The sequence below is a fragment of the Actinophytocola sp. genome, from assembly GCF_036402745.1.
GTDB lineage: Bacteria > Actinomycetota > Actinomycetes > Mycobacteriales > Pseudonocardiaceae > Actinophytocola.
The window spans coordinates 1-26,197 of the sequence record NZ_DASWSJ010000316.1 but is presented as its reverse complement, the minus strand read 5'-3'; the positions used below and the strand labels follow the sequence as shown (position 1 = coordinate 26,197).

Genomic DNA, 26,197 nt, shown 5'->3' with positions numbered 1-26,197 from the left:
GGCGACCGCGAGCGGCGGCACCGAGCCTGCGAGGGGTCGTCATGAGCGAGCTTGCGAGCGAATCAATGTCACAGAGTGAGCGGCTGCGGCGGTGGCGGTTGATCCTCGGTGGCGACGACGCCGACGGGACCGGCACCGAGCTGTCCGGAGTGGACCTCAAGCGCGACGGCACGCTGGATGCCTTGTACGGCGCGGAGAAGAAGCGCGGCGGGCTCGGCGGGTCGTCGCCGCGGGTGGCGCGCTGGCTCGGCGACATCCGCGGCTACTTCCCCGCCTCGGTCGTGCAGGTGATGCAGCGCGACGCGATGGACCGGCTGGGCCTGCGCCAGCTGCTGCTCGAGCCCGAGCTGCTCGACGCCGTCCAGCCGGACGTGCACCTGGTGGGCACGCTGCTGAGCCTCAACCACGCCATCCCCGAACGCTCGCGCGAGACCGCGCGGGCCGTGGTGCGCCAGGTGGTCGACGAGCTGGAGCGCAGGCTCGCCCAGCCCACCCGGCAGGCGGTGAGCGGCGCACTGCACCGGGCCGGGCGGACCAGCCGGCCGCGCGCCGCCGACATCGACTGGAACCGCACGATCCTCGCCAACCTCAAGCACTACCAGCCCGCGCACCACACGGTCATCCCCGAGCGGCTGGTCGGCTACGGCCGGCGGCTCCCGCAGGTGAGCCGGGAGATCGTGCTGTGCCTGGACCAGAGCGGCTCGATGGCGTCGTCGGTGGTGTACGCGGGGGTGTTCGGCGCGGTGCTCGCGTCGGTGCGGTCGCTGCGCACCCAGATCGTCGCGTTCGACACGGCCGTCGTCGACCTCACCGACCTGGTGACCGACCCGGTGGAGCTGCTGTTCGGCGTGCAGCTCGGCGGCGGCACGGACATCAACTCCGCGCTCGCCTACTGCCAGACCAGGATCGACAACCCGCGCGACACGATCTTCGTGCTCATCAGCGACCTCTACGAGGGCGGCGACAACGACGAGATGCTGCGCCGCGCGCAGGCCATGGTCGCGAGCGACATGCAGGTGGTGTGCCTGCTGGCGCTGTCCGACGACGGCGCGCCCGCCTACGACCACGACAACGCCGCGGCCCTCGCCGCGCTCGGCATCCCCACGTTCGCGTGCACGCCGGACCAGTTCCCGGACCTGATCGCCGCCGCCATCCAGCGCGACGACCTCACGACCTGGGCCGGCAACCAGGGCATCCAGCTGGCCGCGCCGCAGGAGTGAGCGCACGCGCGGATGGCGGAGTCCGCAAAGACTCCAGCCGACCGCCGGTGCCTGCCGATCATCCGCGACTCCCACCGGTGGCTGCCCACCTTCACCTGGGTTCTCCTCAGCGCGCCGGCTTCGCCGGTCGAGCCGAGCTGTTCGTGACCAGGTTCCGCTGAACCGCCGACGACTGCGGCCCGTCCACGGCCCCCTCGTCGGCAGCGTCGGCAGCGTCGACACCGTCGCCCGCCACCTGGGCGGCGAACCGCTCGGCCGAGCGGCGCACCGACCCGGCCGCCTTGTCCGCCGCGTCGCCCTCGCCGATCATCAGGGTCACCAGCTGGGTCTCGAAGCACCGGTCCGCGTCGCACGGATCGACCAGGTAGTCACCGAGCTCGAGGTTGACCAGCCCGTGCGTGGCGAGCCACATGTGGTGCGCGGCCAGCACCTCGTCGGTGGCGGTGAACCGCCCCGCGGCGATGCACCGCGCCGCGCACTCGACCACCCGGGTCATCGTGTACCGGCCGTGCTGGCGGTCCTCCTCGGTGAGCTGGAAGCCGGCCAGGGACAGGCCGCCGAACATCACCGCGTACAGGTGCGCGTTGGCCACCGCGGTGTGCCGGTAGACGCGGCCGAACAACGCGAGGTCGGCGACCGGGTCGTCGGACCAGGCGATGCGGTCGAAGCCGCGCTGCAGGCGGGCGAAGCCCTCGTGCACGATCTCGCGCACCAGCCCGCTCATGTTCCCGAAGTGGGTGTAGACGGCCATCGTCGAGGACCCGGCCTCGGTCGCGATCCGCCGGGTCGACATCGCGTCCGGCCCCTCCTCGTCGAGGAGGCGGGCGGCGATCTGGATCAGCTCGACACGGGTTGCCGGGTCACGGCGCCTCGGACTCACCTTGACAGTGTTACATAACGGGTCTATCGTAGGTAGTAGAACAGTGTTATGGAATAAGTTTCCCTGGTGATAGGCGAAAAGGTCATGAACGAGCCCACTGAGTGTGGCGGCACGATCCCCGGAGCGCGGTTCCGCATGGCGACCGGCCTCGAGGTTCTGGAGGACTGGGCCTCGACCGCTACCCAGGCCAGGAAGAACGCGATCTACGCGGCGTTGTTCGCGATGCTGGACGGCTCGCTGTTCCGCCGGTACCGGATCGTCGACGACTTCCAGCGCCCGAGCGAGCTGTACGCCATCGTGAAGGACGATCTGGCGCTGAAGATCCGCATCCACTGCTCCGACTCCTTCGGCGTCGTCTACATCGGCCCGTGCGCGGGCGTGCCGGAGCTGCGCCGCGGACGCTGGCGCGAGAGCTGAGCCCCGCCGTACCGTGCAGGCCATGGTCGACACCACGGACCTCGACGCCGCCTCCCCCGTCGTAGACCCGGCGCTGGCGGCGCCGTTCGGCACGCTCGAGGACTACGCCGCGGCCGTCGCCGAGATCCGCGCGGCGGCGGTGACGTACTACCAGGGCGCCGACCTGCTGATGGACGACGCGACCTACGACGCGCTGCTCGCGCGGGTCGCCGCCACGGAGACCGCGCACCCGGACTGGCAGGTCGCCGGCTCGCCCACCGAGACGGTGGCGGCCGGTGTCCCGATCGGCGGCGACGTCGTGCACAGCGCGCCGATGCTGGGCCTGGACAACGTGTTCGGCGAGGACGGCCTGCGCAAGTGGGCGGCCCGGCTGGACAAGCTGCTCGGCCGGCCCGCCGCGGGCTACACGGTCGAGCCGAAGATCGACGGCCTCGCGATCGCCGCCCGCTACGTCGACGGCCGGCTCACCCTGGTCGCCACCCGCGGCGACGGGGTCTCCGGCGAGAACGTCACCCGGATCGCGCGGCGCGCGGCGGGCCTGCCCACCACGCTGGCCTCGCCCGTGACGGTCGAGGTGCGCGGCGAGGTCTTCATGACGGAGACCGACTTCGCGGCGGCCAACGAGCTACGCGTCGGGCACGGCGAGCCGGCGTTCGCGCACCCGCGCTCGGCGGCCGCGGGGACGCTGCGGGCCGACCAGCGGGTGTACGCGGCGCCGCTGTCGTTCCTGGCCTACGCGGTCACCGGGCTGGGCCCGCTGTCCCACTCGGCGGCGATGGCCGAGCTGGCCCGGCTGGGCGTGGCCACGACGGCGATGACGCTGTGCGGGTCCGTCGACGAGGTCATGGCCGCCGTCGACGCGCTCGTGGCGTCGCGCGGCGGGCTGGGCTTCGGCGTCGACGGCGCGGTGACCAAGGCCGACGCACCGGCCGACCGCGCCGACGCCGGCTCGTCCAGCCGGGCGCCGCGCTGGGGCATCTCGTACAAGTTCCCGGTCGACACCCGGACGACGACGCTGCTCGGCATCGACGTCCAGGTCGGCCGGACCGGCGTGATCACCCCGGTCGCCGTGCTCGAGCCGGTGGTCATCAGTGGTGTCACGGTGGTCTCGGCGACCCTGCACAACTTCGGCGACCTGGTGCGGCGCAACGTTCGCGTCGGCGACACGGTGTTCGTGCGCCGGGCCGGGGACGTCATTCCGGAGATCACCGGTGCCGCGCTGGACCAGCGCCCGGAGTCGTCGGTCCCGTTCGAGCCGCCGGCGGTGTGCCCGCGCTGCGGCGGGGAGATCGACAGGTCGCAGAAGCGGTGGCGGTGTGTCCAGGGCCGGGTGTGCGGCGCGCGCCAGACGCTGGCGTACTTCGCGACCCGCGACGGCATGGACATCGAGCACCTTGGCGACAAGATCATCGACCAGCTCGTCGCGGCGGAGCTGGTCACCGACCCCGCGGACCTGTACGACCTCGACGTGCCGACGCTCGTGCGGCTGGACCGGCTGGGCGAGGTGTCGGCCGGCAAGCTGGTGGCGAGCATCCAGGCCTCGAAGTCCCGCCCGCTGTCGAAGGTGCTGACCGGTCTCGGCATGCGCATGGCCGGCCGGGCGATGTGCCGCAGGCTGGCCCGGCACTTCGGCACGATGACCGCGCTCCTCGACGCCTCGGTCGACGACCTGCAGCGCGTGGAGGGCGTCGGCCCCGAACGCGCGGTGACGATCGCGGCCGAGCTCGGCGACTACCGCCCGGTGATCGAGAAGCTGATGGCCCGCGACGTCAACACGACCGAGCCGGTCGAGGTGGTGGACTCGCTGCCCCTGCAACGCCCGGACGGCACCCCGATGCGCGTGGTGGTGACGGGCGCGGTCCCGGGCCTGAGCCGAACCGAGGGCAACGAGGCCGTGGAGCGGCTGGGGGGCAAGTCGTCGGGCTCGGTCTCGGCGAAGACGGACCTGGTCGTGGTGGGCGAGGGCGCAGGCTCGAAGGCGACGAAAGCGGCAGACCTGGGCATCCGGACGATGCCGGCGGAGGAGTTCGCCGCCCTGCTGGCCGAGCACTCCTGACTCACCGGCGGTCCGCGCAGCGGATGCATCTCGTCGCCGCCGGCAGGGCTGCCAGGCGTTCCTCCGCTATCGGGCCGCCGCACCGTTCGCAACGGCCGTAGGTTCCCGCGGCCAGCCGGTCGGCGGCCGCGTCCAGGCCGCGCAGCTCGTCCTCCGCGCGTTCCAGCAACCCGGCCAGCTGGGCACGCTCGAACGCCACCGTCGCGCCCTCCGGGTCGTGCTCGTCGTCGTTGCTCGACCACGCCGACGACTCGATGATCGCGGCCAGTCGCGCGGAGAGCGACGCCGCCAGCGCCACCGTCTCCGCGCGCCGCACGGCTACCTGCTCAGCCGCACCCATGTCCCACCACCCAACAGCGCATCGACGGATCAGAAGCGTACCCGCGGGCGAGACCCGCGAACCGGCGGACGGCGCACTGTCCACTCGAGACAGTGCGCCGCCAGGCCGGGCAGAGCTCAGGACTCAGCCGAACGCGTGGGCACGCCAGTTCGGCACCTCCGCGGCACTCAGCGCCACCGGCAGGATCGCCGTCCGGTCCACCGCACCCGTCAGCCGCTGCCCGCCACCCTGGTCCGCGCCGAAGCGCAGCTCGCGGTTGGCGCAGCCGTTGATGCCGTCGTCGGGGACGGTGGCCGTCGCGGCCCGGACGCCGTCCAGGTAGACGGTCAGCTCGCCCGCGTCGGTCATCGTGACCACCACGTCCACCCAGCGGCCGGCCGGCACCACCGCCGACGTCGTCGTGCCCGTGCCCGAGCCGATGAACCGCACCTGGTTCGACGGCGTCAGGTCGATCAGCACGCCGTCCGTGCCCGGGTCACCGCTGAGCTGCCAGTCGAACAGCCGCCGGTAGCCCGAGCCCGACACCTTCACCTCCGTCGCGAACGTCGCCTGGCGGAGGAAGCCCAGCGTCGTCGGTGCCGTCCGCAGGTAGGACTGGCCGTCCAGCACGGCCCCGCTGCCCGTCGGCGCCGACGGGTCGTAGGCCGCCGTGCCCTGGATGGTCGCGTCCCGGCCGGCCGGGGACAGATCGTCCACAGTGGACCCGGAGACGGGGTCCCAGGCCACCAGCGGACCGGGGGGCGGCAGCGCGCACGGCGGCGCCGGCTCGATCGACACCCCGGTGGACCCGGTGTGCCGCCAGCCGTCCCCGGTGAGCACCGCGCGGATCGGCTCGAACTCCGCCTGCCCGGTGACCGCCGTGACCGAGAACCGGTACGTCCGCGACCGTCCAGACTGGATCGCCGGCACCGGCCGCGCGGCAGGCGTCGCCGTCCACCCGGCCGGCAACGACAGCGCCAGGTCCCCCGCGGGCAGCGTCCGCCCGCGCGCCGACACGGTCACGTCGACGTCGAACGGCGTCGACGCCACGACGTTCTCCGGCGCCGAGACCGACACCGCCGCCAGCGCCTTCACGACGTACCGCTGCCCGCGCGAGGCGTTGATGGTGATCCTGTCCCCGGACCTGGTGACCCGCACCGCCTTGCCGCGCGAGTCGACCACCTCGTACCGGCCCGCGAACAGGTCCGACGACACGGTCAGCGGCCCGGACCGCCCGGCCTCCAGCGAAATCCGGGTCGGCGTGCCGCCCGTCCAGTCGACGTCCACGGTCACGTCACCGCGCGCCCGCAGGCCCTCGACCGACCCGGCGGCCCAGAGGTCCGGCAGGGCCGGCAACACGTCGACGACCCCGTTCTGGCTCTGCAGCAGCATCTCCGCCACCCCGGCGGTGGCGCCGAAGTTGCCGTCGATCTGGAACGGCGGGTGGGTGTCCCACAGGTTGTCGAGCGTGCTGGACTTCAGCAGCTCGGACAGCATCAGGTGGGAGTGGTTCCCGTCCAGCAGCCGCGCCCAGAAGTTGATCTTCCACGCCTTGCTCCACCCGGTACCGCCGTCGCCGCGGGCCTCCAGCGATGTCCGCGCGGCCGCCACCAGCGCCGGGTCGTCGACCGGGTTGATCTGCCGGCCCGGGTGCAGGGCGAACAGGTGCGACACGTGCCGGTGGGTGTTGTTCGGGTCGTCCCAGTCCTGCTTCCACTCCTGCAGCTGACCCCACGAGCCGACCCGCAGCCCGGGGTCCAGCTTGTCCAGAGTGGACTGTGCCTGCCCGGCGAACGACGTGTCCCCGACCTTGCGCGCGGCCGCCACGGTGTTCGTGAACAGGTCCCACACGATCTCCTGGGACATCGACGCGCCCGCGGAGAACGGGCCCTGCTCCGGCGAGTAGCTCGGGGTCACGATGAGCTTGCCGTCCCGCGGGTCGGCCACCAGCTCGTCCATCCAGAACTCGGACAGCGACTTGAGCATCGGGTACGCCCGCTCGCGCAGGAACCTCTCGTCCTGGGTGAACAGGTAGTGCTCGTAGTAGTGCTGGGCGAGCCACGCGCCGGACTCGGGGAACCAGAACGAGGTCGCCCAGTTGTGCACGCCGGTGAAGCCGAACGGGTTGGTCTCGTTGTTCACGATCCACCCGCGGTTGCCGAACATGTCCTTGGCGGTCACCTTGCCCGGGGGCACCATCGCGTCCACGTAGTCGAACAGCGGTGCGGTGGTCTCCGACAGGTTCGTCGTCTCCGCCGGCCAGTAGTTCATCTGCAGGTTGATGTTGACGTGGTAGTCCGCGCCCCACGGCGGCGACGTCGAGTTGTTCCACACGCCCTGCAGGTTCGCCGGCAGCGACCCCGGCCGCGACGAGCCGATGAGCAGGTAGCGGCCGTACTGGAAGTACAGCGCCTCCAGCGCCTTGCGCTGCGCGGCCGGGGTGGCCGGGTCGCGGTAGGCCCGCAGCAGGTCGTCGGTCGGGACGTTCGGCATCTGCTGGCCGATGTCCAGGCTCACCCGGTCGAACAGCTCGTGGTAGTCGTCCACATGCGACGATCGCAGCCGGCCGAAGCCCTGCCGCGCGGCCCGGTCCACCCGCTGGGTGACCACGGCGTGCGGGTCCTTGCCGGTGCGATAGGCCGGGTAGGCGCCCGCGTAGTCGGTCCCCGCGGCGAGGACCAGCGTCACCGCGTCGGCGCCGCTGACGGTCACCGAGCCGTCCGCGTCGTCGGTGCGCGTGCCACCCTCGTTGAGCACCCGCACCTGCGACTCGAAGCGCATCCCGTTGTCGCTCAACGCGCCGGCGAAGGTGATCCGGCCGTCCTTCGCGGTCACCGTCTTCGACCGGTTGTTCGGCGCGGTGACCGCGGTGGTGAAGCCGACCTTGCCGGCCTGGCTCGCCGAGAGCCGGGCCACGATCACGTGGTCCGCGCCCGAGGCGAAGAACTCGCGGCTGTACTCGACGCCGCCGGAGGTGTAGGAGACGCCGGCGGTCGCGTCGGAGATGTCGAGGTCACGCCGGTAGCCGGTGACGTCGGCCGGCGCCTGCGGCTGGGTCAGCCGGAGGTCGCCGAAGACCTGGTAGGAGCCGAAGCCCGTCTTGGGCTGGCCGAGCTGGCCAGCGACCCACTCCGGGTCGACCTGGCCCTCGGCGGTGATCCGCTGCTGCACGGCCTCGATCGCACCCGGGCGCGGCGCGTGCCAGTTGCCGAAGTCGTAGCCGGGCGAGCCCGGCCCGCCGGTCCACAGGGTCTTCTCGTTGAACTGCAACAGCTCCGTCTGCAGGCCGCCGAAGACGTTGGCGCCCATCGCGCCGTTGCCGATCGGCAGCGACTGGGACTCCCAGTCGGTGGCGGGCTCGTCGTACCACAGGGTCAGCCCGGGATCGCCCCGGTGCTCGCCCCCGGGCCCGCCGCCGGTGGCCGCCGGGCTCGCGGCGGTGCCCACCACGGCGGTGCCGGCGACCGCGGCGGCTGCCACCACCGCGGTCGCCAGGATCCGGGCTGCTCTCTCGAGTACGGGTCTGTTCGCCATCACGACTCCTTCGTCATGAGCGCAGGGTTGAACAAGCCTCGGAAAGGAGATTTCCGTGCGCGGGATTCTTCTGTTGTCGGAAAGGAAACTCGGCTCAGTCGTACAGGACGGCCTTGATGTCCGCGGCGTCCACATTGGTCTTGTCGTACCACTTGAAGCCGGTGTCGATGCTCTTCGGCTGGTCCTTGCCGTTGATCGCCTTCATCGCGGCGATCACGAGCTCCTTGCCCATGTTCACCGGGTCCTGGGTGACCGCGCCGGCCATGGAGCCGTCGCGGATCGCGTCGACCTGCGCCTTGCCGGAGTCGAAGCCGACCAGCTGCAGGCCGGTCTTGCCGCTCTCCTCGACGCCCTTGATGACGCCGATCGCGGAGCCCTCGTTGGACGCGTAGATGCCCTTGAGGTCGGGGTTCGCCGAGATGATCGACTTGGTGATGTTGGCCGACTCGAGCTGGTCGCCGCCGCCGTACTGCGGCTGGAGCACGGTGATGCCGGGCGCGTTCGCCGCCATCCACTCCTTGAAGCCGTCCCGGCGGTCGGTGCCGGACTTGCTGGTCTGGTCGTGCACGACCATCGCGACCTTGCCCTTGTTGCCGACCAGCTCGGCCATGTGCTTGGCGGCCTCGGCCGCGGCAGCCTTGTTGTCGGTGCTGACCGTGGTGACCGGCACCTGGCTGTCGACCCCGGAGTCGAACGCGATCACCGGGATGTTCTGCGACTTCGCCTGCTGCAGCAGCGGCTCGGCGGCCTGGCTGTCCAGTGCGGCGAACCCGATGGCCTGGGGCGACTTGGCGATGTCGTTGGTGAGCATGTTGATCTGCTGCTCGACATCCTTCTCGGTCGGCGGGCCGACGAAGGTCACCCGCGCGCCCTGCTTCGCGGCCTCCGCCTCGGCACCCTTCTTGACCGCCTGCCAGAACTGGTGCTGGAAACCCTTGGAGACGATCGCGATGTAGGGCTGGTCGCCGCCACCGCCGCCGCCACCGGAACCGGCGTCCTGGCCGCACGCGGCGAGGGAGAAGGTCAAGGCGGCCCCGAGGAGGACCGCACCGGCCTTGCGCATCTTCATTGATCAGGCCTCTTTCTTCCGGAGAATGTCGGTGTAGACGGCCACGAGGATCACGCAGCCGAGGATGACGTTCTGCCATTCCTGTGGGATGGAGATGATCTGCAGGCCGTTGTTCAGCGTGGAGATGATCAGCGCGCCGATGAGCGTGCCGACGATGGACCCCTTGCCCCCGGACAGCGAGGTGCCGCCGATGACGACAGCGGCGATCGCCTGCAGCTCGTAGCCCATGCCGGTGGCCGGCTGGGCCGACCCGAGCCGCGCGGAGATCATGATGCCGGCGAGGCCGATGAACAGGCCCGCGAACGCGTAGATCGCGATCTTCCACTTGCGCACGTCGATGCCCGACAGCGCGGTGGCCTCCTCGTTGCTGCCGATCGAGTAGGTGTAGCGGCCGAGCACGGTCTTCGCGAGCAGCACCCCGGCGATGACCGCCACGACGATCAGCACCACCACCGCGTTCGGGAACTTCACGCCCGGGACGAGGTAGCCGGTGGAGATCTTGGTGTAGGACGGTTCGTCGCTGAAGTAGATCGGCTTGCTGCCCGACAGCACCAGCGCGAGGCCCTCGGCCACCAGCATCATCGCGAGCGTCGCGATGAACGGCGGGATCCGCAGCAGCGCGATGTTGATGCCGTTGACGAGCCCCATCAGCCCGCCGAACAGGACCGTCGCGACGAGCCCGACGACCAGCGGCAGGTTCAGGTGCACGATGAACACGCCGGACATCACCGCGCACAGCGCCATGCCGGTACCGATCGACAGGTCGATGCCGCCGGTGATGATCACGAACGTGGTGCCGATCGCGAGCGTCCCGATCACCACGGTGGAGAACAGGATCGCGGTGAAGTTGCCGTAGGTGAAGAAGTACGGGCTCGCGAACGAGAAGAACGCGTAGATCACGATGAGGCTCGCGAACGCGAGCAGCTGCTGCAGGCGCCCCTTGGCCACGGCGACGAACCCGCCGCTCACCGACTCCCGGGCCGGCGCCTTGACGGTAGTCACGACACACCTTCCTGTTCCGCGTCGATCGCTCCGGTGTCGACGGGGTCGAGCCCGAGCTCCACGGCGTCCTCGACGTTCTCGTCCGGCCGCAGCGTGGCGTAGTGCATGATGCTCTCCTGCGTCGCCTCCCCGGCGGTGAGGATCCGGGTCACCCGGCCCTCGCTCATCACCACCACCCGATGCGACATGCGCAGCACCTCGGGCAGCTCCGAGGAGATCATGATGATGGACTTCCCCTGTTCCGCCAGCTCGTTGAGCAGCTGGTAGATCTCCTCCTTGGCACCCACGTCGATGCCGCGGGTCGGCTCGTCGAAGATCAGGATGTCGCAGTCGCGCACCAGCCACTTGGCGATGACGACCTTCTGCTGGTTGCCGCCGGAGAGGAACTTCGTGGTCTGGTCCACCGACGGGGTCTTGATCTTCAGCGCGTCGACGTACTCGCTGGCCTGGGCCCGCGCGGCCCGGTCGTTGATGAACCCGGCGGTGGCGAACTTGTCGCGCAGCGCGCCGAGCGTGACGTTGGCCTTCACGTCCTTGTCCAGCAGCAGCCCGTAGCGCTTGCGGTCCTCGGACAGGTAGCCGATGCCGTGCCGGACCGCGTCGGCCGGGTGGCCGATGCGCACCGGCCGGCCGCGGAGCAGGACCGTGCCGGCGCCGGTGGGGTCGGCGCCGACGATCGCGCGGGCGGTCTCGGTGCGGCCGGCGCCCATCAGCCCGGCGAAGCCGAGGATCTCGCCCTGGCGGAGGTCGAAGCTGACGTCCTTGAGCAGTGCCTTGGTGGACAGCCCGGTGACCTCGAGCACCACCTCGCGGTCCTCCCGCACGCCCGCGGGGCCCGCGCTGTCGGCCAGGGTGCGGCCGACCATCATCGAGATGATCTCCCTGGTACTGCTGGTGGCGACCTCGACGGTGTCGACGTACTGGCCGTCCCGGATGACCGTCACCCGGTCCGCGATCCGCTTGATCTCCTCCATGCGGTGGGAGATGTAGATGACGCCGGTCTCCGGCCTCACGAAACGTCGGATCAATTCGTGGAGAGTTGCCACCTCGGCGTCGTTCAGCGCCGCGGTGGGCTCGTCCATGATCAGCACCCGGGGGTCGCGCGACAGGGCCTTGGCGATCTCCACCATCTGCTGGTTGGCGACGGTCAGGCCGCCGACGACGGCGTTCGGGTTCAGCGGCAGGTGCAGCCGCTCGATCAGCTCGCGGGCATCGCGGACGAGCCGGCGCTCGTCGAGCAGCACCCGCATCCGCCGCGGCTCGCGGCCGATGAAGATGTTCTGTGCCACGGTGAGGTGCGGCACCAGGTTGAACTCCTGGTGAATGATGCTGATGCCGAGCTCCATCGCCTGCTTGGGCCCGGTGATCTCCAGCGGCTCGCCGTCGAGCAGGAACGAGCCGCTGTCGGCGGTGTAGATGCCGGAGAGCAGCTTCATCAGCGTGGACTTGCCGGCCCCGTTCTCGCCGACCAGCGCGAGCACCTCGCCCGCGCGTAGCTCCAGATGCATGTCGGACAGGGCCCGCACGCCGGGGAAGGTCTTGTCGACCCCTTCCACCTCGAGCAGCGGCAGCGTGGCGACCTGGGGTTCGGCGGTCAACACCGCGCCCCCCTGCCACCGCGCCGGTGTCGGTACAGCTCAGCCATGGGTGTACTCCACGATGGACGCATCGAGCAGCTGTGCGCCCGCGCCGGGCGCCTTGGGAGCACGGTAGCGCCCGCCGGTCACCTCGACGGGGGTGACGAAGTGCTCGTGCAGATGGTCCACGAACTCGATCATGCGTCCGTCGGTGCTGCCGGACACCGCGAGGTAGTCGAACATGGCCAGGTGCTGGACGGCCTCGCACAGCCCGACCCCGCCGGCGTGCGGGCAGACCGGGACGCCGAACCGCGCGGCCAGCAGCAGGATCGCGATGTTCTCGTTGACGCCGGCCACCCGGGTCGCGTCCAGCTGCAGCACCTGCAGCGCGCCGGCCTGCAGGAACTGCTTGAACATCACCCGGTTCGCCATGTGCTCGCCAGTGGCCACCGGGATCGGCGCGACCCCGCGGGCGATGGCCGCGTGGCCGAGCACGTCGTCGGGGTTGGTCGGCTCCTCGACCCAGGCGACGTCGAACGGCTCGAGCGCCTTGACCCACTCGATGGCCTCGGCGACCTCCCACCGCTGGTTGGCGTCGACGGCGATCCGGATGTCCGGGCCGCATACCTCGCGGGCGATGCCGAGTCGTCGGATGTCCTCGGTGAGGTCGGCGCCGACCTTGAGCTTGATCTGGGTGAACCCGTCGGTGACGGCCTCGCGGCAGAGGTGGGCGAGCTTCGCGTCGTCGTAGCCGAGCCAGCCGGGGGTGGTGGTGTAGGCGGGGTAGCCCTCGGCGAGCAGCGTCGTCTCGCGCGCGTCCTTGCCCTCGGCGGCCGCGCGGAGGATGGCGAGGGCCTGGTCGCGGGTGAGCGCGTCCTCGAGGTAGCGGAAGTCGACGAGGTCCACGAGCTGCTCGGGGGTCAGCGAGGCGAGGAGCTTCCAGAGGGGCTTGTCCGCGCGCTTGGCCTTGAGGTCCCACAACGCGTTGACGACCGCGCCGATGGCCATGTGCATGATGCCCTTCTCGGGCCCCAGCCAGCGCAGTTGGGAGTCGTGGACCAGCTCGCGCCACAGGCCGCCGAGGTCGTCGAGCACGGCGTCGAGGTCGCGATCCTCGAGGTAGGGCCAGAGCGCGCGGATGGCGGCGACCTGGACCTCGGTGCCGCGGCCGATGGTGAACACGAAGCCGTGGCCGTCGAGCCCGTCGGCGGCGTCGGTGCGCACGCGCACGTAGGCGGCCGAGTAGTCCGGGTCGGGGTTCATCGCGTCCGACCCGTCCAGCGACAGCGACGTGGGGAACCGCACGTCACTCGTGTCCAACGCAACGATGCGAGCCACGAACGCTCCTGCTCCTGGGCGTGATCTGCCCCAGGAGGTTAGACATCCGATGTATTCGCCGTCAAGGCTCTTGTTTGCACCGTCGACACACTGCAACCTGGCCGCTCCGGCCGGTTGACCGGCGACCGGAGCGGTACGTCTCGCCTGGTTCGGGTCAGTGCATGTCGGGGATCGCGTCGATCACCGACTGCGGCACGGTGCGGACGGCGTACCCGGCGGCCCGCGCCGCCTTGAACCCGGGATCGTCCTCGTTCGGCACCCTCTTGCGGACCGCGATGGCGCCGGGCTGGCTCCAGACCACGACGAACACGGCGTCGGCACGGTCTCCCTTGATCAACTGCATGTCCTCGTCCTCCTCCAGCTCGGGCTCGTCGAGCCCGGCGATGATCCGCGCCCGCTTGATGATCTGTGGGATCTGGCTGATCCGCCGGTCGCCGGGACACACCTTGCCGAAGTGTTCGGTCCACACCTCACCGTCCGGCACCCGCCCGCCGAAGGCGAAGGGACCGAAGTTCCCGTCGATCCCCTGCCGGTGGTACCCGATGCCCCGACTTCCCGGCCGGCTGTCCGGGCACGCGACGAGCGGGATGCCGTGTTCCTTGTGTGCCCAGGCGCAGATGCGGGCGATCGCCTGGATCTGCTCCGGGGTGAAACCCGGTACCGCGTGGCCGTCGTCGGTGTTCCAGGAACCGAAACGCTTGGGGGCGTCGTCGTTCTCGATCGCGATCACCCGGTGGTTGCCGTTCGCGTTGGCCTCGCTGCGGAACCGGGTGTCCCGGGACTGGAAGATCCGGCCGTCCGCGTGGGTCGAGAAGTGCGCGGCCCCGGCGGGCGGGTCACTGGGACCGCCGATGGTGTGCAGGCAGACCACGTCGAACCGGTGCATTCGCAGCGCACCTTCGCCGACCACGGGGCGGAAGTCCACGCCAGGCATGACAGCCATGACACCCCTCCTCACGCACTCCAGGGATTTGCCCGTCATCAGATAAGTCGCAGGTCACACCGAAAACGGGACATCCCGGCGGTGCAGACTTTCGGGCAGTGGCATCGTGGAGTCATCGGATGTGTGCGAGAGGGAGTGGACCAGATGGAGTACGTGCGCCTCGGCGGTTCCGGGCTCGAGGTCTCCAGGGTGGTGCTCGGCTGCATGAGCTTCGGCGAACCGGCCCGGGGCAACCACGAGTGGTCCCTCACCCTCGACGAGTCGCGGCCGCTCATCAAGCAGGCCCTCGAGGCCGGCATCACCACCTTCGACTCCGCCAACGTGTACAGCGCCGGCTCCAGCGAGGAGATCACCGGCCAGGTGCTGGGCGAGCTCGCGAAGCGCGACGAGGTCGTGATCGCCACCAAGGTGCACGGGCGGATGGCGGCCGGGCCAAAGGGCGCGGGCCTGTCCCGCGCGGCGATCCTGGCCCAGGCCGACGAGAGCCTGCGCCGCCTCGGCACCGACTACATCGACCTCTACCAGATCCACCGCTACGACCCGCGGGTCCCGATCGAGGAGACCATGGAGGCGCTGCACGACCTGGTCCGCGCCGGCAAGGTGCGCTACCTCGGCGCGTCGTCGATGTGGACGTGGCAGTTCGTGCAGGCCCAGTACGTCGCCGACCTCAACGGGTGGACCCGGTTCGTCTCCATGCAGGACCAGTACAACCTGCTCATGCGCGAGGAGGAGCGCGAGATGCTCCCCTTCTGCCTCGACCAGGGTGTCGGCGTCGTGCCCTGGAGCCCGCTGGCCCGTGGCCTGCTCACCCGCGACTGGGACGAGACGACCAGGCGGACCGAGTCCGACCAGTTCGGCCGGATCCTGCACCACCAGGCCGAGGAGGCCGACCGCCGGGTCGCCGACACGGTGCGCGCCGTGGCCGAGGAGCGGGGCGTCCCGCGGGCCCAGGTCGCGCTGGCCTGGCTGCTGCACCAGCCGGCCGTCACCGCCCCGATCGTCGGCGTGACGAAGGAGCACCACCTCACCGACGCCGTGGCCGCCGTGAACCTGCACCTGTCGACCGGCGAGCTGGCCCGGCTCGAGGAGCACTACGTGCCGCACGCCCCCGAGGGCTTCTGACTCACCACGCGAGGGTGCGTTCCCACGTCTGCAGGTAGACCTCGGCGCCGCGGGCCATGTCGGTCGTGATCTCGGTGGCGTCGGGTCCCGCGGCGATCCGGAGGTCGGCCAGCCAGTCGGGCAGCAGGCCGTAGTGGGCCATGCCGTCGACGTTCAGGTCGTACTGGCGCTCGCCCGTGTGCTGGTGGTCCACTGTGGACCCGCCGTCGAAGGTGGGGAACGGGTACTCCAGCGGGTGGGCCGCCGCGTCCGCGCGGGGCGGGGGCTGGTGGCCGAAGCCGCCGGTGTCGAAGCCCGCGCCGGTGCCGAACGGGTAGGCCGGGTCGGCCGCCGCCTTGATCGTGCGCCACTCGTCGACGAACTGGGCGGTGCCGAAGCCGTACGGGCCGGCGATCCCGCCCAGGGACAGGATCCGCGGGTAGAAGCTCGGGTCCAGCCACGAGTGGCCCGACACCACGCCGGGATAACCGCGGGCCTCCAGCAGGTCCAGCGCCTGGTCCATCGACTTCACGCCCATGTGGTCGATCTCGATCATCATGCCGCGCGCCATCATGCCTTCCATGGCGTAGCGGCCGAGGTCGGTGAGCCCGTTGACGTTGCAGTGCGGCGCGCTCGGGTACACCGGCAGCGTCACCCCCGGCGGCAGCAGCCCGGCCAGCGGCCCGGCGAGCGCGTCGCTCTCCACCGAGATCGGGTTGTCGTGTGCCGGGCCGGTGCACGTCTCGGCCTGCCAGAACCGGCCCGTCGAGGCGAAGTTGGCCGCGTTGATGACCACCCCGGCGGTGCCGCCGTCGAACCGCACGCCGCACAACGCGTTGTCGAACTTGTGGCACACGAACATCCGCCGCACGCCGAGGTCGTACAGCTCGTCGAGGCCCGCGTCGATGTCCGCGCGGTCGCACTGCGGCACGCCGTTCCTGATCCCGCAGCCGAACGGCTGGGACACCTCGACGCCGAGCACGACCGCGAGCTTGCCCTGCTCGATCACCGACCGCGCCTGCGCCGGGTCCCGCACGATCCGGAAGAAGCCCTCGCCCGGCCCGCCGCTGCGCTCGTCGATGAAGTCCTGCAGCTCGTAGATCCGCTGCGCCTGCAGCCGGACCGAGGCCATGTCCTCGCACGGGTTGTGCTTGATCGGGTAGATCTCGCACAGCGCCGCGTTGTTCACGAACAGGTTCGTGTAGACCCGCAGCCCCCCGCGCCACGCCCGTTCCAGCCACTTGTAGTACTGCGCCTCGTGGGTCCACGAGTTGTGCTTGGGCCAGTCGGTGAACGTCGGCCAGCCGGTCGTGTCGTGGGTGAACGTCGGGTAGCCGCCGCCGGCCAGGTTCTCCCACCACGCGCCGAGGCCGTTCGGCTCGTGGTCCGGGCAGTCGACGAGCGCCGCGGTGATGCCGTACGGGCTCCACGGCTGTCCACAGTGGATGTCGCCGCCGATGAACTCGAACGCGGTGAGGTGGTTGTGCAGGTCGACGACACCCCGCACCTCGCCGTTCGGAGTGGTGCCGGTGAACGGCGAGCCCTGGACGTCGACCTCGGCCTCCGGCGCGGTGGCGCACCCGGTCGTCTCCTCCAGCGTGAAGCTGGTGCCGCCGGCCCGCAGCACGAGCGTGGCGAGGAGCGGGTCGACGGCGAGCTGCTGGTTCGCCGCCGGCGAGGTGATCGTGACCGTCTCGCCGGCCGCGGCCAGCCGCCACTCGGTCCGCGGGCCGGCCGCCGCGGCCTTCAGCACGCCGAGCGTGCCCAGCCCGGTGCCGAGGAAGTCCCGCGCGGTGCCGTAGAACAGGTAGCTCGCCGGCCCGGTCTCCTGCAGGCGGAACGGCTGCGCGGGCGCGGTCCCGGTGGCCTGGTAGCCGCCGAGGGCGTTGCGCACCACGTACTTCCCCGACGGCGCCTTCAGCGCGACGCAGCGGCCGCCGAGGTCGCCGACGTTGGGCGCGGCGACGGCCGGCGCCGATCCCGGCAGGCCCACCACCCCCGCCACGAGAGCCGCCGCGACCAGTCCGACAACCCGCCTGCGCACCATTGCTACTCCCGGGTAAGTTGGCTCAGCTCCACCTTGGCGCGCTCTCCCGGCCGCGTCAATACGCTGATCAGCCCAGGGCGCGGGCGGTGCCGGCCAGGATCTGGCGGCCGTCGGTGAAGCCCTCGGGTGGCAGCTCGGCCAGCCGGGCGCGGACCGCGCGCAGGAACTCCTCCCGCGCGGCCGGTGGCATCCGCTTGAGGCGCCGGGAGGTCACGCCCAGCTCGGTGCTGTGCGCGATGAACTCCTCGGCGCTCGGCCGGTGCGACCACGCCACCGGCCCGATCTCGATGTCGGTGAAGCCTAGTACGGCAGCCGCAATTAGATGATCTTGTAGTTTGCCGGCGGAGTCGGAGTCATGGAACGGGCGCTGACCGTTGATGAGCCCGACCAATGTGCTCACATCAGCCAACGTTCCAGTTGATTGCAGGCTGCTTGCGGACGCGGCGCCAGTACAGCAGGACGTGGGTCAATGGCAGAAAAATAGCGACAAACAAGGCGCTACCTATCCTTGCGTAGTTACCCGCAGCCCAGGCCAGCCAACCGTCCGTTCTCGCTTGGTCGAAAATTCGTTGATCGAGATCGAGCACAAGCGGAGAGGCTGTGAATGCAACAAGGAGACTCAAGGAAAGAAAGATGGCGGCGATCTTCAAGTCGCTCGACTGCTCGCGGGCCACCGTTTTCAAGCTGCGTCCGTCTAACACCACGCCAGTGTATGCCTCACTACTGTTTCCGGCTTCGAGAATACGGATCTTGTCAAACTCGACTACCTTGTAGTTCCTTCGGCGAACGCGCAGCCGAGATGGATTCGCCTGCTCATACTGACCGTCAATCACAATGTCGATGAGCTTGCTAGTTGCACGCTTAAGTTTCTCCGACTGACTGTTGTGGAGTCGCACAACCACCTGACGTCCGTCGTCTTCGAAATGGACGGTTCCCCAGGTTGCAGTGCGCCGATGGAGGATCGGATACTGGAATGTGATCTTCGCGATCGGCTTGTCGGCTTCTGCGATCTGATCCAGAATCAGACGCGCTTCGCCGGCGCCAATCCGCCAGAGTTCACCGTCCTCAGGCTGGCTCGTGTTCCCAATCGTGCTGCCCGGAATCTGACTATCCGGGCTAAGTAGTTCTTTCTCGTGGCGCAGTAGCTGAGATTGGGTCTTGACGGCTTGTTGCGCTTCACTCAAGAGCCCTTGAATCATTGCGTCATTGGTGTCGAGTCGCTCCAACGTGTGTTCTGCTTCCAGCTGGAACTCAAGCGCTTGCTCTTGGCGGATTACAATTGCTGTCGCCGGAAACTTCCTGACAGCCTGCCGCCAACTCTCAGCCTTCTTACCGTTGCCACCGGAAGGCTCCGGAACCATCCATCCATTATCTTGCAGGAGTCTCGTCAACGGATTCGGCGCCTGGTCAAGCTCAAAAGATATGTAGGACCGCATAAACGCCTCCGGGTATTAGACGTGCCACATTGCGTGGAACGTCCTCAATTATTGATGCCGGCAGCGCCGCCCTTCGGGCTGCCCAGTTGGGCCGTCCCATATGGCATCGTGGCGACAGCAGGAGGCGTTACGCTCCGTGGCCGTAGGTTTCTTGCGCGGCTCCTCGCAGCCGTAGCAATCACCCCGCCGACCACGAACCAATCCGTGCGCATGTGCCATGGACCTGAGATCCCAGCCATCAACTACCGTCGCGGTGCGAGCGTGGGCATGCGCCCGGACCTAGCAACTGCCGCGCCCACCGCCATTGCTAGTTCATCACCAGGAGGCACATCGGCAAGAATACATTGAGCCAAGAGGCCTCGGGGATATGTATTGAGAGGTCTAGCGCCTGTACGCCTTCGCCCTTAGTCTCGCACCCGTGCTATTCATGCGCCACGCGACCATCCTTAAACTTACCCGAAAATGATCCGCAGTCTCTTGGTCAGTCCAGCCGAAACGCGCTACTCGAAGCGCAGCTTCACTGGCCGCGGCTCACGAGTTGGCGCTGTGCGCCAACGGAGCCAGGCTTACAACCCCAAGACCGCCACCTGGACCAAGCGCGGCCCGGACAGTCAGTTCATGGACGGCAAGTCGGACGACGCGCCGTTCAAGGGTGTCAGGAAGGAGAAGTAGTAAGGATGGCGCGCAAGGTGTACCGGGTCGTCCCGAAGTCGGGCGACTGGGACGTCACTCACAAGGGGCAGGTGCTGTCGCACCACCTCCTCAAGTCGAACGCGGTGGAAGCTGGGACGAAGGTCGCCAAGGCCCACCTGCCCAGCCAGTTGGTCATCCACCGGGAGAACGGCACAATCGAGAAGGAGTACACCTACGGGGCCGCCCAAGGGCTGACGAGCCCAACGACAAGGACCACGCCGCTTGCACCGGCGTGGTCCTTGTCGTTTTGCAAGCTAACAGCTCCACGCAAGGCTCGCTTAGATCTTGAGGTCCTTGATCCACTGATCAGCAAGATTCAACAAGTGTTGAATGCGTGGATCGGGGCTTGAAAGACCTGCCCGCAGGTCCACGGTGCGTTGGTCACGAGCGCTCGATCAGCCGGCCCACCATGTCCGGGCCGGGGTGCGCGGTGCCCGAGCCGTCGCGGCGCGGGTCGGGCTCGGGTAGCTCGACCGCCGAGCCGGTGCGCGACACCCCCGCCGGGCGCGGGCCCACCCACGCGAGCACGAGCCTGCTCTCCCCCTTGAGGAAGCGCTGCGCGCGGACGCCGCCGGTGGCGCGGCCCTTCGCCGGGTACTTCGCGAACGGGGTGACCTTGACGCTCTGCCCGCTGGCCGTGACCACCATCGGCTCGCCGTGCTCGTCGTCGTCGGTGCGCAGGGCCGCGAAGAACACGACCTCCGCGCCCGCCGCGAGGTTGATGCCGGCCATGCCGCCGCCCTTGAGACCCTGCGGCCGCACCGCGGAGAGGTCGAAGCGCAGCAGCGACGAGTCCGACGACAGGAACACGCCCGTCTCCGTGCCGTCGGTGAGCCAGGTGGCGCCGATGACCTCGTCGCCCTCCTTGAGGCCGATGACCTCGAACTCGTCGGACCGCACCGGCCAGTCGGGCGCGCACACCTTCACCGCGCCCTGCCGGGTGCCGAGCGCCAGGCCCGCCGAGCCCTCGGCCCGCTCGCCCAGCGGCGCGATGCCGACGACCTTCTCGCCCTTCTCCAGCGGGACCAGCTCGCTGGCCGCCATGCCGCCGCCCAGCGACACCGTGCCGGCGTGCTCGGGCAGCACCGGCAGCGGCAGCACGTCGGTCTTGAACGCCCGGCCGCGGCTGGTGATGACGAGGATCTGGCCGCGGGCCGTGGAGTGCACGAGTGCCGCCACGGCGTCGTGTTTCGCGCGGCCGCTGCGTCTGCGTGCCTCGGTGGCCTCCTCGGACTCGGCCGCGGTGCGCGCCACGAGGCCGGTGGCCGACAGGATGACCTGGCACGGGTCGTCGGCGACCTCGAGCGGGCCGGCCGGTTTGGACGCGGCCAGCACCTCCTTGAGGTCGCCGTCGATGAGCGCGGTGCGCCGCTCGCCCGCCAGGTCCTTGGCGACCTTGGCCAGCTCGGTGGAGACGAGCTTCCTGAGCACCGACTCGTCGTCGAGGATCTTGGACAGCTCGGCGATCTCGGCGCGCAGCCGGTCCTGCTCGTTCTCCAGCTCCAGCTTGTCGTACTTGGTGAGCCTCCGAAGTGGAGTGTCGAGGATGTAGGTGGCCTGGATCTCGGACAGCTTGAACCGCTTCATGAGGCTTTCCTTGGCCTCGGCGGCGTTCTCGCTGGCCCGGATGAGCCGGATGACCTTGTCGATGTCGAGCAGCGCGATGAGCAAGCCCTCGACGAGGTGCAGCCGCTCCTCGCGCTTGCGGCGGCGGAACTTGGTACGCCGGGTGACGACCTCGTAGCGGTGCCGCAGGAAGACCTCCAGCAGCGCCTTGAGGCCCAGCGTCTGCGGCTGCCCGTCGACGAGGACGAGGTTGTTGATGCCGAACGACTGCTCCATCGGCGTGAGCCGGTAGAGGTCGGACAGCAGCGCCTGCGGGTTGACGCCGACCTTGCACTCGATGACGAGGCGGGTGCCGTTCTCGCCGTCGGTGAGGTCCTTGACGTCGGCGATCCCGGTGAGGCGCTTGGACTTGGTGACCTCGTCGGTGATCTTCTCGATGATCTTCTCGGGCCCGACCGCGTAGGGCAGCTCGACGACCGTGATGGCCTGCCGGCCGCGGCTGCCCTCGAGCGGGCCGATCTCGACCTTGGCCCGCATGCGGACGACGCCGCGGCCGGTCTCGTAGGCGCGGCGCACCTCGTCGAGGCCGAGCAGCATGCCGCCGGTGGGCAGGTCGGGGCCGGGGACGAACTCCATGAGCTTGTCGAGCGTGGCCGTGGGGTGGTTGATGAGCCACCGCGCGGCGCCGATGACCTCGCCGAGGTTGTGCGGGATCATGTTGGTGGCCATGCCGACCGCGATGCCGGACGTGCCGTTGACGAGGAGGTTGGGGAAGGCCGCGGGCAGCACCGTCGGCTCCTCGAGCGACCCGTCGTAGTTGGGCCGGAAGTCGACCGTGTCCTCGCCCAGCTCCCCCACCAGCAGCATGGCCTCGGGCGAGAGCCGGGACTCGGTGTTGTGGTTGACGAACCCGCCGGCGAGGAACGAGTGGTCCTCGGAGCGGACCCGGACGGAGTAGACCTCGGCCGGCGCCTCGGCCTGGACCGACGTGATCTCCTCGAACCGGTAGCCGGAGTCCATGATGGGCAGGATGGTGGCGAGGATCTCCGGGTCGTCGACCAGCTCCACGAGCCGGGCCCGGTCGGTGTCCCAGCGTGCGACGTCGACGCCGGCGAACTCGCCGACGAACGGCACCGTGTCCGCGGTGTCCACTGTGGACACCTCGAGCGAGCGCCCGCGCCGGACGGCGACCACCCCCAGCTCCGCCAGCAGCTCCTGGATCTGCTCGGCCAGCTCCGCGGACCCGACCGTGCACCGGCCCCGCAGGTCGCCGCCGAACGCGGCCATGAGGTACGCCCGCTTGACGCCCCACCCGCCCGTCCACACCGACTCCGGCACCGGGCCCCCGGCGACGAACGCCCGCGAGCCGGCGAGCAGCTCGTCCTCGGTGGGGGTGACGTCGAGCCCGGCGTTGCGGGCGACGCAGACGATCGTGCCCGAGCGGATCTCGTCGAGTCGCAGCCACTGGAACAGCGGCACGCCCATCGGCGCCTCGAGGCACAGCACGAGGTGGTTCTCGCTGCCCCGCAAGGAGAAGCCGGACGCGGAGGTGACCCGCAGCGTGGGGTGCACGCCGGAGTTGAACACCTTCTCGACCCCGACCGCCTTGCCGTCCTTGTCGAGGACCTCGAAGTCGGCGTCGGCCTCCGAGTCGGCCGGGAGGTTGACGACGTCGGCGATGCGCGGGCTCGACCCGTCGGCGAGGCGGATGCGCGTGTCGCCGGCGACGCAGTACCGGGACGCGGCCGGCCCGTCGTCGGGCGAGCCGAAGTTGCCGTGCCCGTCGACGAGCGGCGCGTTCATCGAGAAGTCCTGGGCCAGGCGGACCATCGCGTCGTAGATGGCCATGTCGCCGTGCGGGTGGTAGCGGCCCATGACGTCGCCGACCACGCGGGAGGACTTCACGTACGCGTGGGTGGGCCGGTAGCCGTTCTCGTGCATGGAGAACAGGATCCGGCGGTGCACCGGCTTGAGGCCGTCGCGCGCGTCGGGCAGGGCGCGGGAGTGGATGACCGAGTACGCGTACTCCAGGTAGGAGTCCTCGATCTCGGTCTTCAACGAGTTGTCGAAGACCTGCGCGCCCGCCCGGTCGAACGCGGACGGGTCGACCCGGGTCGTACGGGCCTTGCGGCGTGCCATTGCTTTCCTAACCTCAGATGTCGATCGTCGACTGGTCGACCCGGACGGAGGACTCGACCAGCCACGCCCGCCTCGGCTCGACCTTCTCACCCATCAGCAGCTCGAGCGCGGTCTCGGCCGCGTCGACGTCGTCCATGGTGATCCGGCGGACGGACCTCGTCGCCGGGTTCATCGTGGTGTCCCACAGCTCGTCCGAGTCCATCTCGCCGAGGCCCTTGAACCGGGGCACCGGCGTGACGATCTGCTTGCCGGCCTTCCCGAGCGACGCGATCTTGGTCTCCATCTCCCGCTGGGAGAAGGTGAAGTGCGTCTCGGGGTTGCGCCCCCTGGTGGTGATCTTGTGCAGCGGCGGCATGGCCGCGTAGAGCCGCCCGTCCTCGATGACGGGCCGCATGTACCGGGCGAACAGCGTGATGAGCAGCGTGCGGATGTGCGACCCGTCGACGTCGGCGTCGGCCATGAGGATGACCCTGCCGTACCGCATGGTCGAGAGGTCGAACGTGCGCCCGCTGCCGGCCCCCAGCACCTGCACGATGGACGCGATCTCGGCGTTGCGCAGGGTGTCGGCGAGGCTGGCCTTCTGGACGTTGAGAATCTTGCCCCGCAAGGGAAGCAGCGCCTGGTACTCCGACACCCGCGCGAGCCGCGCCGAGCCGAGGGCGCTGTCGCCCTCCACGAGAAAGAGCTCGCTCCGCGAGATGCCCGTCGCGCGGCAGTCGACGAGCTTCGGGGGCATCGCGGCGCCCTCGAGGGCGGTCTTGCGGCGGGCGGCGTCCTTCTGCTGCTTCTGGGCCAGCCGCACGCGGGCCGCGTCGACCACCTTCTGCAGGACGGTCTTGGCCTCGGTCTTGGTCCTGCGGTTCTCGGTCCACGCCTTGATCTGCTGGTCGACGATGCCCTGCAGCACCTTGGTGATGCCCGCCGTGGACAGCTCGTCCTTGGTCTGCGAGGTGAACTGCGGCTCGGGGATGCGCACGTGCACGACCGCGGTCATGCCCTCCTGCACGTCCTCGAGCGTCGGCGGGTCCTCCTTGGGCTTCAGCAGGCCGCGCGTACGACCAATGGCTTCCTGCACGGCCTTGACCACCGCGCGGTCGAAGCCCCGCCGGTGGGTGCCGCCGTGCACGTTGCGGATCGTGTTGGTGAAGCACTCGACCGTGCGGTCGTAGCCGGTACCCCAGCGCAGCGCGACCTCGACCTCGGCCCGGCGCTCCACTTTGGACTGCATGACGCCGTGCTCGTCGGCGGCGTTCTCCCGGTAGGTGCCCTCGCCGATGATCATGAGCGTGCCGGACACCGGCTTCTCGTCCGACGGCGCCAGGAAGTCGACCATGTCCGCCAGCCCGTGCGGGTAGGAGAACGTCTCCTCCTCGATGGCGCCCTCGGTGGCGTTGCGCAGCACGTAGCTGACCCCGGGCACGAGGAACGCGGTGTTGCGCAGCTTGGCCCGCACCGCCTCGATGTCGAGCGCCGCGCCGTTCTCGAAGTAGCGCGCGTCGTACCAGTAGCGGATGGACGTGCCGGTGCTCTCGCCGCGCTTGAGCCGCCGGCCGACCTGCAGGCCGGACTTCTTGGTGAACTTGGCCTTGGGGCCCGGGCCGTCGAACTCGCCGGGCACGCCGCGGGCGAAGGACATCTGGTGGACCTTGCCGTCGTGCTTGACCGTGACGTCGAACCGGTGCGACAGCGCGTTGACCGCGGACGCGCCGACGCCGTGCAGGCCGCCGGAGGTCTTGTAGGCGGAGCCGCCGAACTTGCCGCCCGCGTGCAGCCGGGTGAGCACCAGCTCGACACCGGACAGGCCGGACTTGGCGTGCACGCCGGTGGGGATGCCGCGGCCGTCGTCGTCGACCTGGACGCTGCCGTCGGCGTGCAGGGTGACCACGATCTTGCCGGCGTGACCGGCCACGCCCTCGTCGGTGGAGTTGTCGACGATCTCGTTGAAGAGGTGGTTGATGCCCCGGCTGTCGGTGGACCCGATGTACATACCGGGTCGCTTGCGCACCGCCTCGAGCCCCTCGAGGTGCGTAAGATCATCGGCCCCGTACAGCGTCTCCGCAGTCACCCTCAACTCCCAGATCATTGGCCCGCCGTGGTCGAGAACCGTGCCGACGGCGCGCACCACCGTAGAGAAGCGTATCCGCAGCCCCCGACAACCCCGCGCATTTGACGCCGCCAACAAGCATGCCGGAATACTGGGCCGCATGCTCATGACGGTCTCCACCACCCACCGCCCCGCCAGTGACCTGGGATTTCTGTTGCACAAGCATCCGGACCGGGTGCAGCGGTTCGAGGTGGCGGCCGGGGTGGCGCACGTCATGTACCCCGAGGTCGGCGACGAGCGGTGCACCGCGGCGCTGCTGCTGGAGGTCGATCCGGTCGAGCTGGTGCGGTCCGCGCGGGGCCCGGCGGGCGAGGGATTCTCGCTCGGCCAGTACGTCAACGACCGGCCCTACGCGGCGTCGTCGCTGCTCGCGGTGACCCTCGGCAAGGTGTTCGGCACGGCCATGAAGGGCCGCTGCGAAGCGCGCCCGGAGCTCGCCGCGACGCCGATCCCGTTGGAGATCGCGGTTCCCGTCCTCCCCTGCCGGGGTGGGCCCGCCCTCGCGGCGCGGCTGTTCGAGCCGCTCGGCTGGTCGCTGGTGGCCGAGCCGATCGAGCTGGACCCCGCGTTCCCGGAGTGGGGCCCGAGCCGCTACGTGGACCTGCGGCTGGCCGCGACGATGCGCCTGGCCGACGCACTGTCCCAGCTGTACGTGCTGCTGCCGGTCCTCGACGACGCCAAGCACTACTGGGTCTCCGGCGACGAGATCGACAAGCTGATCCGCTCGGGCGGCGCGTGGCTGGCCACGCACCCCGA

At 69.8% G+C, this 26,197-nt stretch carries 20 protein-coding genes; 7 read left to right on the top strand and 13 right to left on the bottom strand.

Annotated features, from left to right (window positions below):
• Window positions 1-65: 65 nt before the first annotated feature.
• Window positions 66-1,220, top strand: coding sequence for a VWA domain-containing protein (locus VGD70_RS29480; RefSeq protein WP_331087069.1), 1,155 nt, complete (start codon window positions 66-68; stop codon window positions 1,218-1,220).
• 106 nt (window positions 1,221-1,326) lie between these two features.
• Here VGD70_RS29480 and VGD70_RS29475 read toward each other — a convergent pair whose 3' ends face one another.
• Window positions 1,327-2,100 (bottom strand): TetR/AcrR family transcriptional regulator, encoded by a 774-nt coding sequence (locus VGD70_RS29475; protein WP_331087067.1) that lies wholly within the window; start codon window positions 2,098-2,100, stop codon window positions 1,327-1,329.
• Between the two features lie 84 nt (window positions 2,101-2,184).
• Between VGD70_RS29475 and VGD70_RS29470 the strand changes: the two genes are divergently transcribed.
• The gene (locus VGD70_RS29470) at window positions 2,185-2,517 is read left to right on the top strand and encodes a DUF6235 family protein (protein ID WP_331087065.1); all 333 of its coding nucleotides are present in this window, start codon (window positions 2,185-2,187) and stop codon (window positions 2,515-2,517) included.
• 22 nt (window positions 2,518-2,539) lie between these two features.
• On the top strand, window positions 2,540-4,573 hold the full coding sequence (gene ligA, locus VGD70_RS29465) for an NAD-dependent DNA ligase LigA (RefSeq protein ID WP_331087064.1): 2,034 nt from the start codon (window positions 2,540-2,542) through the stop codon (window positions 4,571-4,573).
• Between the two features lies 1 nt (window position 4,574).
• On the opposite strand, the gene VGD70_RS29460 is transcribed toward ligA, so the two are convergent.
• The 7 genes from VGD70_RS29460 to VGD70_RS29430 form a co-directional block, all read right to left on the bottom strand.
• Window positions 4,575-4,913 carry a TraR/DksA family transcriptional regulator gene (locus VGD70_RS29460; RefSeq protein WP_331087062.1) on the bottom strand — a complete coding sequence of 113 codons (339 nt, stop codon included), beginning with the start codon at window positions 4,911-4,913 and terminating at the stop codon, window positions 4,575-4,577.
• 123 nt (window positions 4,914-5,036) lie between these two features.
• Window positions 5,037-8,426 carry a glycosyl hydrolase family 95 catalytic domain-containing protein gene (locus VGD70_RS29455; RefSeq protein ID WP_331087060.1) on the bottom strand — a complete coding sequence of 1,130 codons (3,390 nt, stop codon included), beginning with the start codon at window positions 8,424-8,426 and terminating at the stop codon, window positions 5,037-5,039.
• Window positions 8,427-8,520: 94 nt separating this feature from the next.
• Window positions 8,521-9,495: an ABC transporter substrate-binding protein gene (locus VGD70_RS29450; protein ID WP_331087058.1), complete on the bottom strand. Its 975-nt coding sequence runs from the start codon at window positions 9,493-9,495 to the stop codon at window positions 8,521-8,523.
• Window positions 9,496-9,498: 3 nt separating this feature from the next.
• On the bottom strand, window positions 9,499-10,497 hold the full coding sequence (locus tag VGD70_RS29445) for an ABC transporter permease (protein ID WP_331087056.1): 999 nt from the start codon (window positions 10,495-10,497) through the stop codon (window positions 9,499-9,501).
• Window positions 10,494-12,098: a sugar ABC transporter ATP-binding protein gene (locus VGD70_RS29440; RefSeq protein ID WP_331087055.1), complete on the bottom strand. Its 1,605-nt coding sequence runs from the start codon at window positions 12,096-12,098 to the stop codon at window positions 10,494-10,496. Before VGD70_RS29440 ends, VGD70_RS29445 begins: the two co-directional genes overlap by 4 nt.
• Window positions 12,099-12,134: 36 nt before the next feature.
• Window positions 12,135-13,412: an enolase C-terminal domain-like protein gene (locus tag VGD70_RS29435; RefSeq protein WP_331087053.1), complete on the bottom strand. Its 1,278-nt coding sequence runs from the start codon at window positions 13,410-13,412 to the stop codon at window positions 12,135-12,137.
• 154 nt (window positions 13,413-13,566) lie between these two features.
• Window positions 13,567-14,355 carry an N-acetylmuramoyl-L-alanine amidase gene (locus VGD70_RS29430; protein ID WP_331087051.1) on the bottom strand — a complete coding sequence of 263 codons (789 nt, stop codon included), beginning with the start codon at window positions 14,353-14,355 and terminating at the stop codon, window positions 13,567-13,569.
• A gap of 144 nt (window positions 14,356-14,499) precedes the next feature.
• Between VGD70_RS29430 and VGD70_RS29425 the strand changes: the two genes are divergently transcribed.
• Window positions 14,500-15,477: an aldo/keto reductase gene (locus tag VGD70_RS29425; protein WP_331087049.1), complete on the top strand. Its 978-nt coding sequence runs from the start codon at window positions 14,500-14,502 to the stop codon at window positions 15,475-15,477.
• A gap of 1 nt (window position 15,478) precedes the next feature.
• On the opposite strand, the gene VGD70_RS29420 is transcribed toward VGD70_RS29425, so the two are convergent.
• The 3 genes from VGD70_RS29420 to VGD70_RS29410 all read right to left on the bottom strand — a co-directional run bounded on the left by VGD70_RS29420 (window position 15,479) and on the right by VGD70_RS29410 (window position 18,864).
• Window positions 15,479-17,503, bottom strand: a complete 2,025-nt coding sequence (locus VGD70_RS29420; protein ID WP_331087047.1) for a hypothetical protein — start codon at window positions 17,501-17,503, stop codon at window positions 15,479-15,481.
• A gap of 67 nt (window positions 17,504-17,570) precedes the next feature.
• Window positions 17,571-17,903, bottom strand: a complete 333-nt coding sequence (locus VGD70_RS29415; RefSeq protein ID WP_331087045.1) for a hypothetical protein — start codon at window positions 17,901-17,903, stop codon at window positions 17,571-17,573.
• A 1-nt stretch (window position 17,904) separates the two neighbouring features.
• Window positions 17,905-18,864 (bottom strand): hypothetical protein, encoded by a 960-nt coding sequence (locus VGD70_RS29410; RefSeq protein ID WP_331087043.1) that lies wholly within the window; start codon window positions 18,862-18,864, stop codon window positions 17,905-17,907.
• A 621-nt stretch (window positions 18,865-19,485) separates the two neighbouring features.
• Between VGD70_RS29410 and VGD70_RS29405 the strand changes: the two genes are divergently transcribed.
• Both VGD70_RS29405 and VGD70_RS29400 read left to right on the top strand, forming a co-directional pair.
• Window positions 19,486-19,611: a hypothetical protein gene (locus VGD70_RS29405; protein WP_331087041.1), complete on the top strand. Its 126-nt coding sequence runs from the start codon at window positions 19,486-19,488 to the stop codon at window positions 19,609-19,611.
• Between the two features lie 5 nt (window positions 19,612-19,616).
• The gene (locus VGD70_RS29400; RefSeq protein ID WP_331087039.1) at window positions 19,617-19,982 is read left to right on the top strand and encodes a DUF2188 domain-containing protein; all 366 of its coding nucleotides are present in this window, start codon (window positions 19,617-19,619) and stop codon (window positions 19,980-19,982) included.
• Window positions 19,983-20,013: 31 nt separating this feature from the next.
• Here VGD70_RS29400 and VGD70_RS29395 read toward each other — a convergent pair whose 3' ends face one another.
• Window positions 20,014-23,337, bottom strand: a complete 3,324-nt coding sequence (locus tag VGD70_RS29395; protein WP_414638092.1) for a DNA gyrase subunit A — start codon at window positions 23,335-23,337, stop codon at window positions 20,014-20,016.
• Window positions 23,338-23,350: 13 nt separating this feature from the next.
• Window positions 23,351-25,402, bottom strand: coding sequence for a DNA topoisomerase IV subunit B (locus tag VGD70_RS29390; protein WP_331087037.1), 2,052 nt, complete (start codon window positions 25,400-25,402; stop codon window positions 23,351-23,353).
• A gap of 139 nt (window positions 25,403-25,541) precedes the next feature.
• On the opposite strand from VGD70_RS29390, the gene VGD70_RS29385 reads away from it, so the two are divergent.
• The coding region (locus VGD70_RS29385) for a 3' terminal RNA ribose 2'-O-methyltransferase Hen1 (RefSeq protein ID WP_331087036.1) at window positions 25,542-26,197 on the top strand (656 nt) is incomplete at its 3' end.

Bases quoted from the DNA above. Each gene is read 5' to 3' on its own strand.
- VGD70_RS29480 (WP_331087069.1), top strand. From the start codon at position 66: ATGTCACAGAGTGAGCGGCTGCGGCGGTGGCGGTTGATCCTCGGTGGC.
- VGD70_RS29470 (WP_331087065.1), top strand. From the start codon at position 2,185: ATGAACGAGCCCACTGAGTGTGGCGGCACGATCCCCGGAGCGCGGTTC.
- ligA (WP_331087064.1), top strand. From the start codon at position 2,540: ATGGTCGACACCACGGACCTCGACGCCGCCTCCCCCGTCGTAGACCCG.
- VGD70_RS29460 (WP_331087062.1), bottom strand. From the start codon at position 4,913: ATGGGTGCGGCTGAGCAGGTAGCCGTGCGGCGCGCGGAGACGGTGGCG.
- VGD70_RS29455 (WP_331087060.1), bottom strand. From the start codon at position 8,426: ATGGCGAACAGACCCGTACTCGAGAGAGCAGCCCGGATCCTGGCGACC.
- VGD70_RS29450 (WP_331087058.1), bottom strand. From the start codon at position 9,495: ATGAAGATGCGCAAGGCCGGTGCGGTCCTCCTCGGGGCCGCCTTGACC.
- VGD70_RS29430 (WP_331087051.1), bottom strand. From the start codon at position 14,355: ATGGCTGTCATGCCTGGCGTGGACTTCCGCCCCGTGGTCGGCGAAGGT.
- VGD70_RS29425 (WP_331087049.1), top strand. From the start codon at position 14,500: ATGGAGTACGTGCGCCTCGGCGGTTCCGGGCTCGAGGTCTCCAGGGTG.
- VGD70_RS29420 (WP_331087047.1), bottom strand. From the start codon at position 17,503: ATGGTGCGCAGGCGGGTTGTCGGACTGGTCGCGGCGGCTCTCGTGGCG.
- VGD70_RS29410 (WP_331087043.1), bottom strand. From the start codon at position 18,864: ATGGTTCCGGAGCCTTCCGGTGGCAACGGTAAGAAGGCTGAGAGTTGG.
- VGD70_RS29400 (WP_331087039.1), top strand. From the start codon at position 19,617: ATGGCGCGCAAGGTGTACCGGGTCGTCCCGAAGTCGGGCGACTGGGAC.
- VGD70_RS29395 (WP_414638092.1), bottom strand. From the start codon at position 23,337: ATGGCACGCCGCAAGGCCCGTACGACCCGGGTCGACCCGTCCGCGTTC.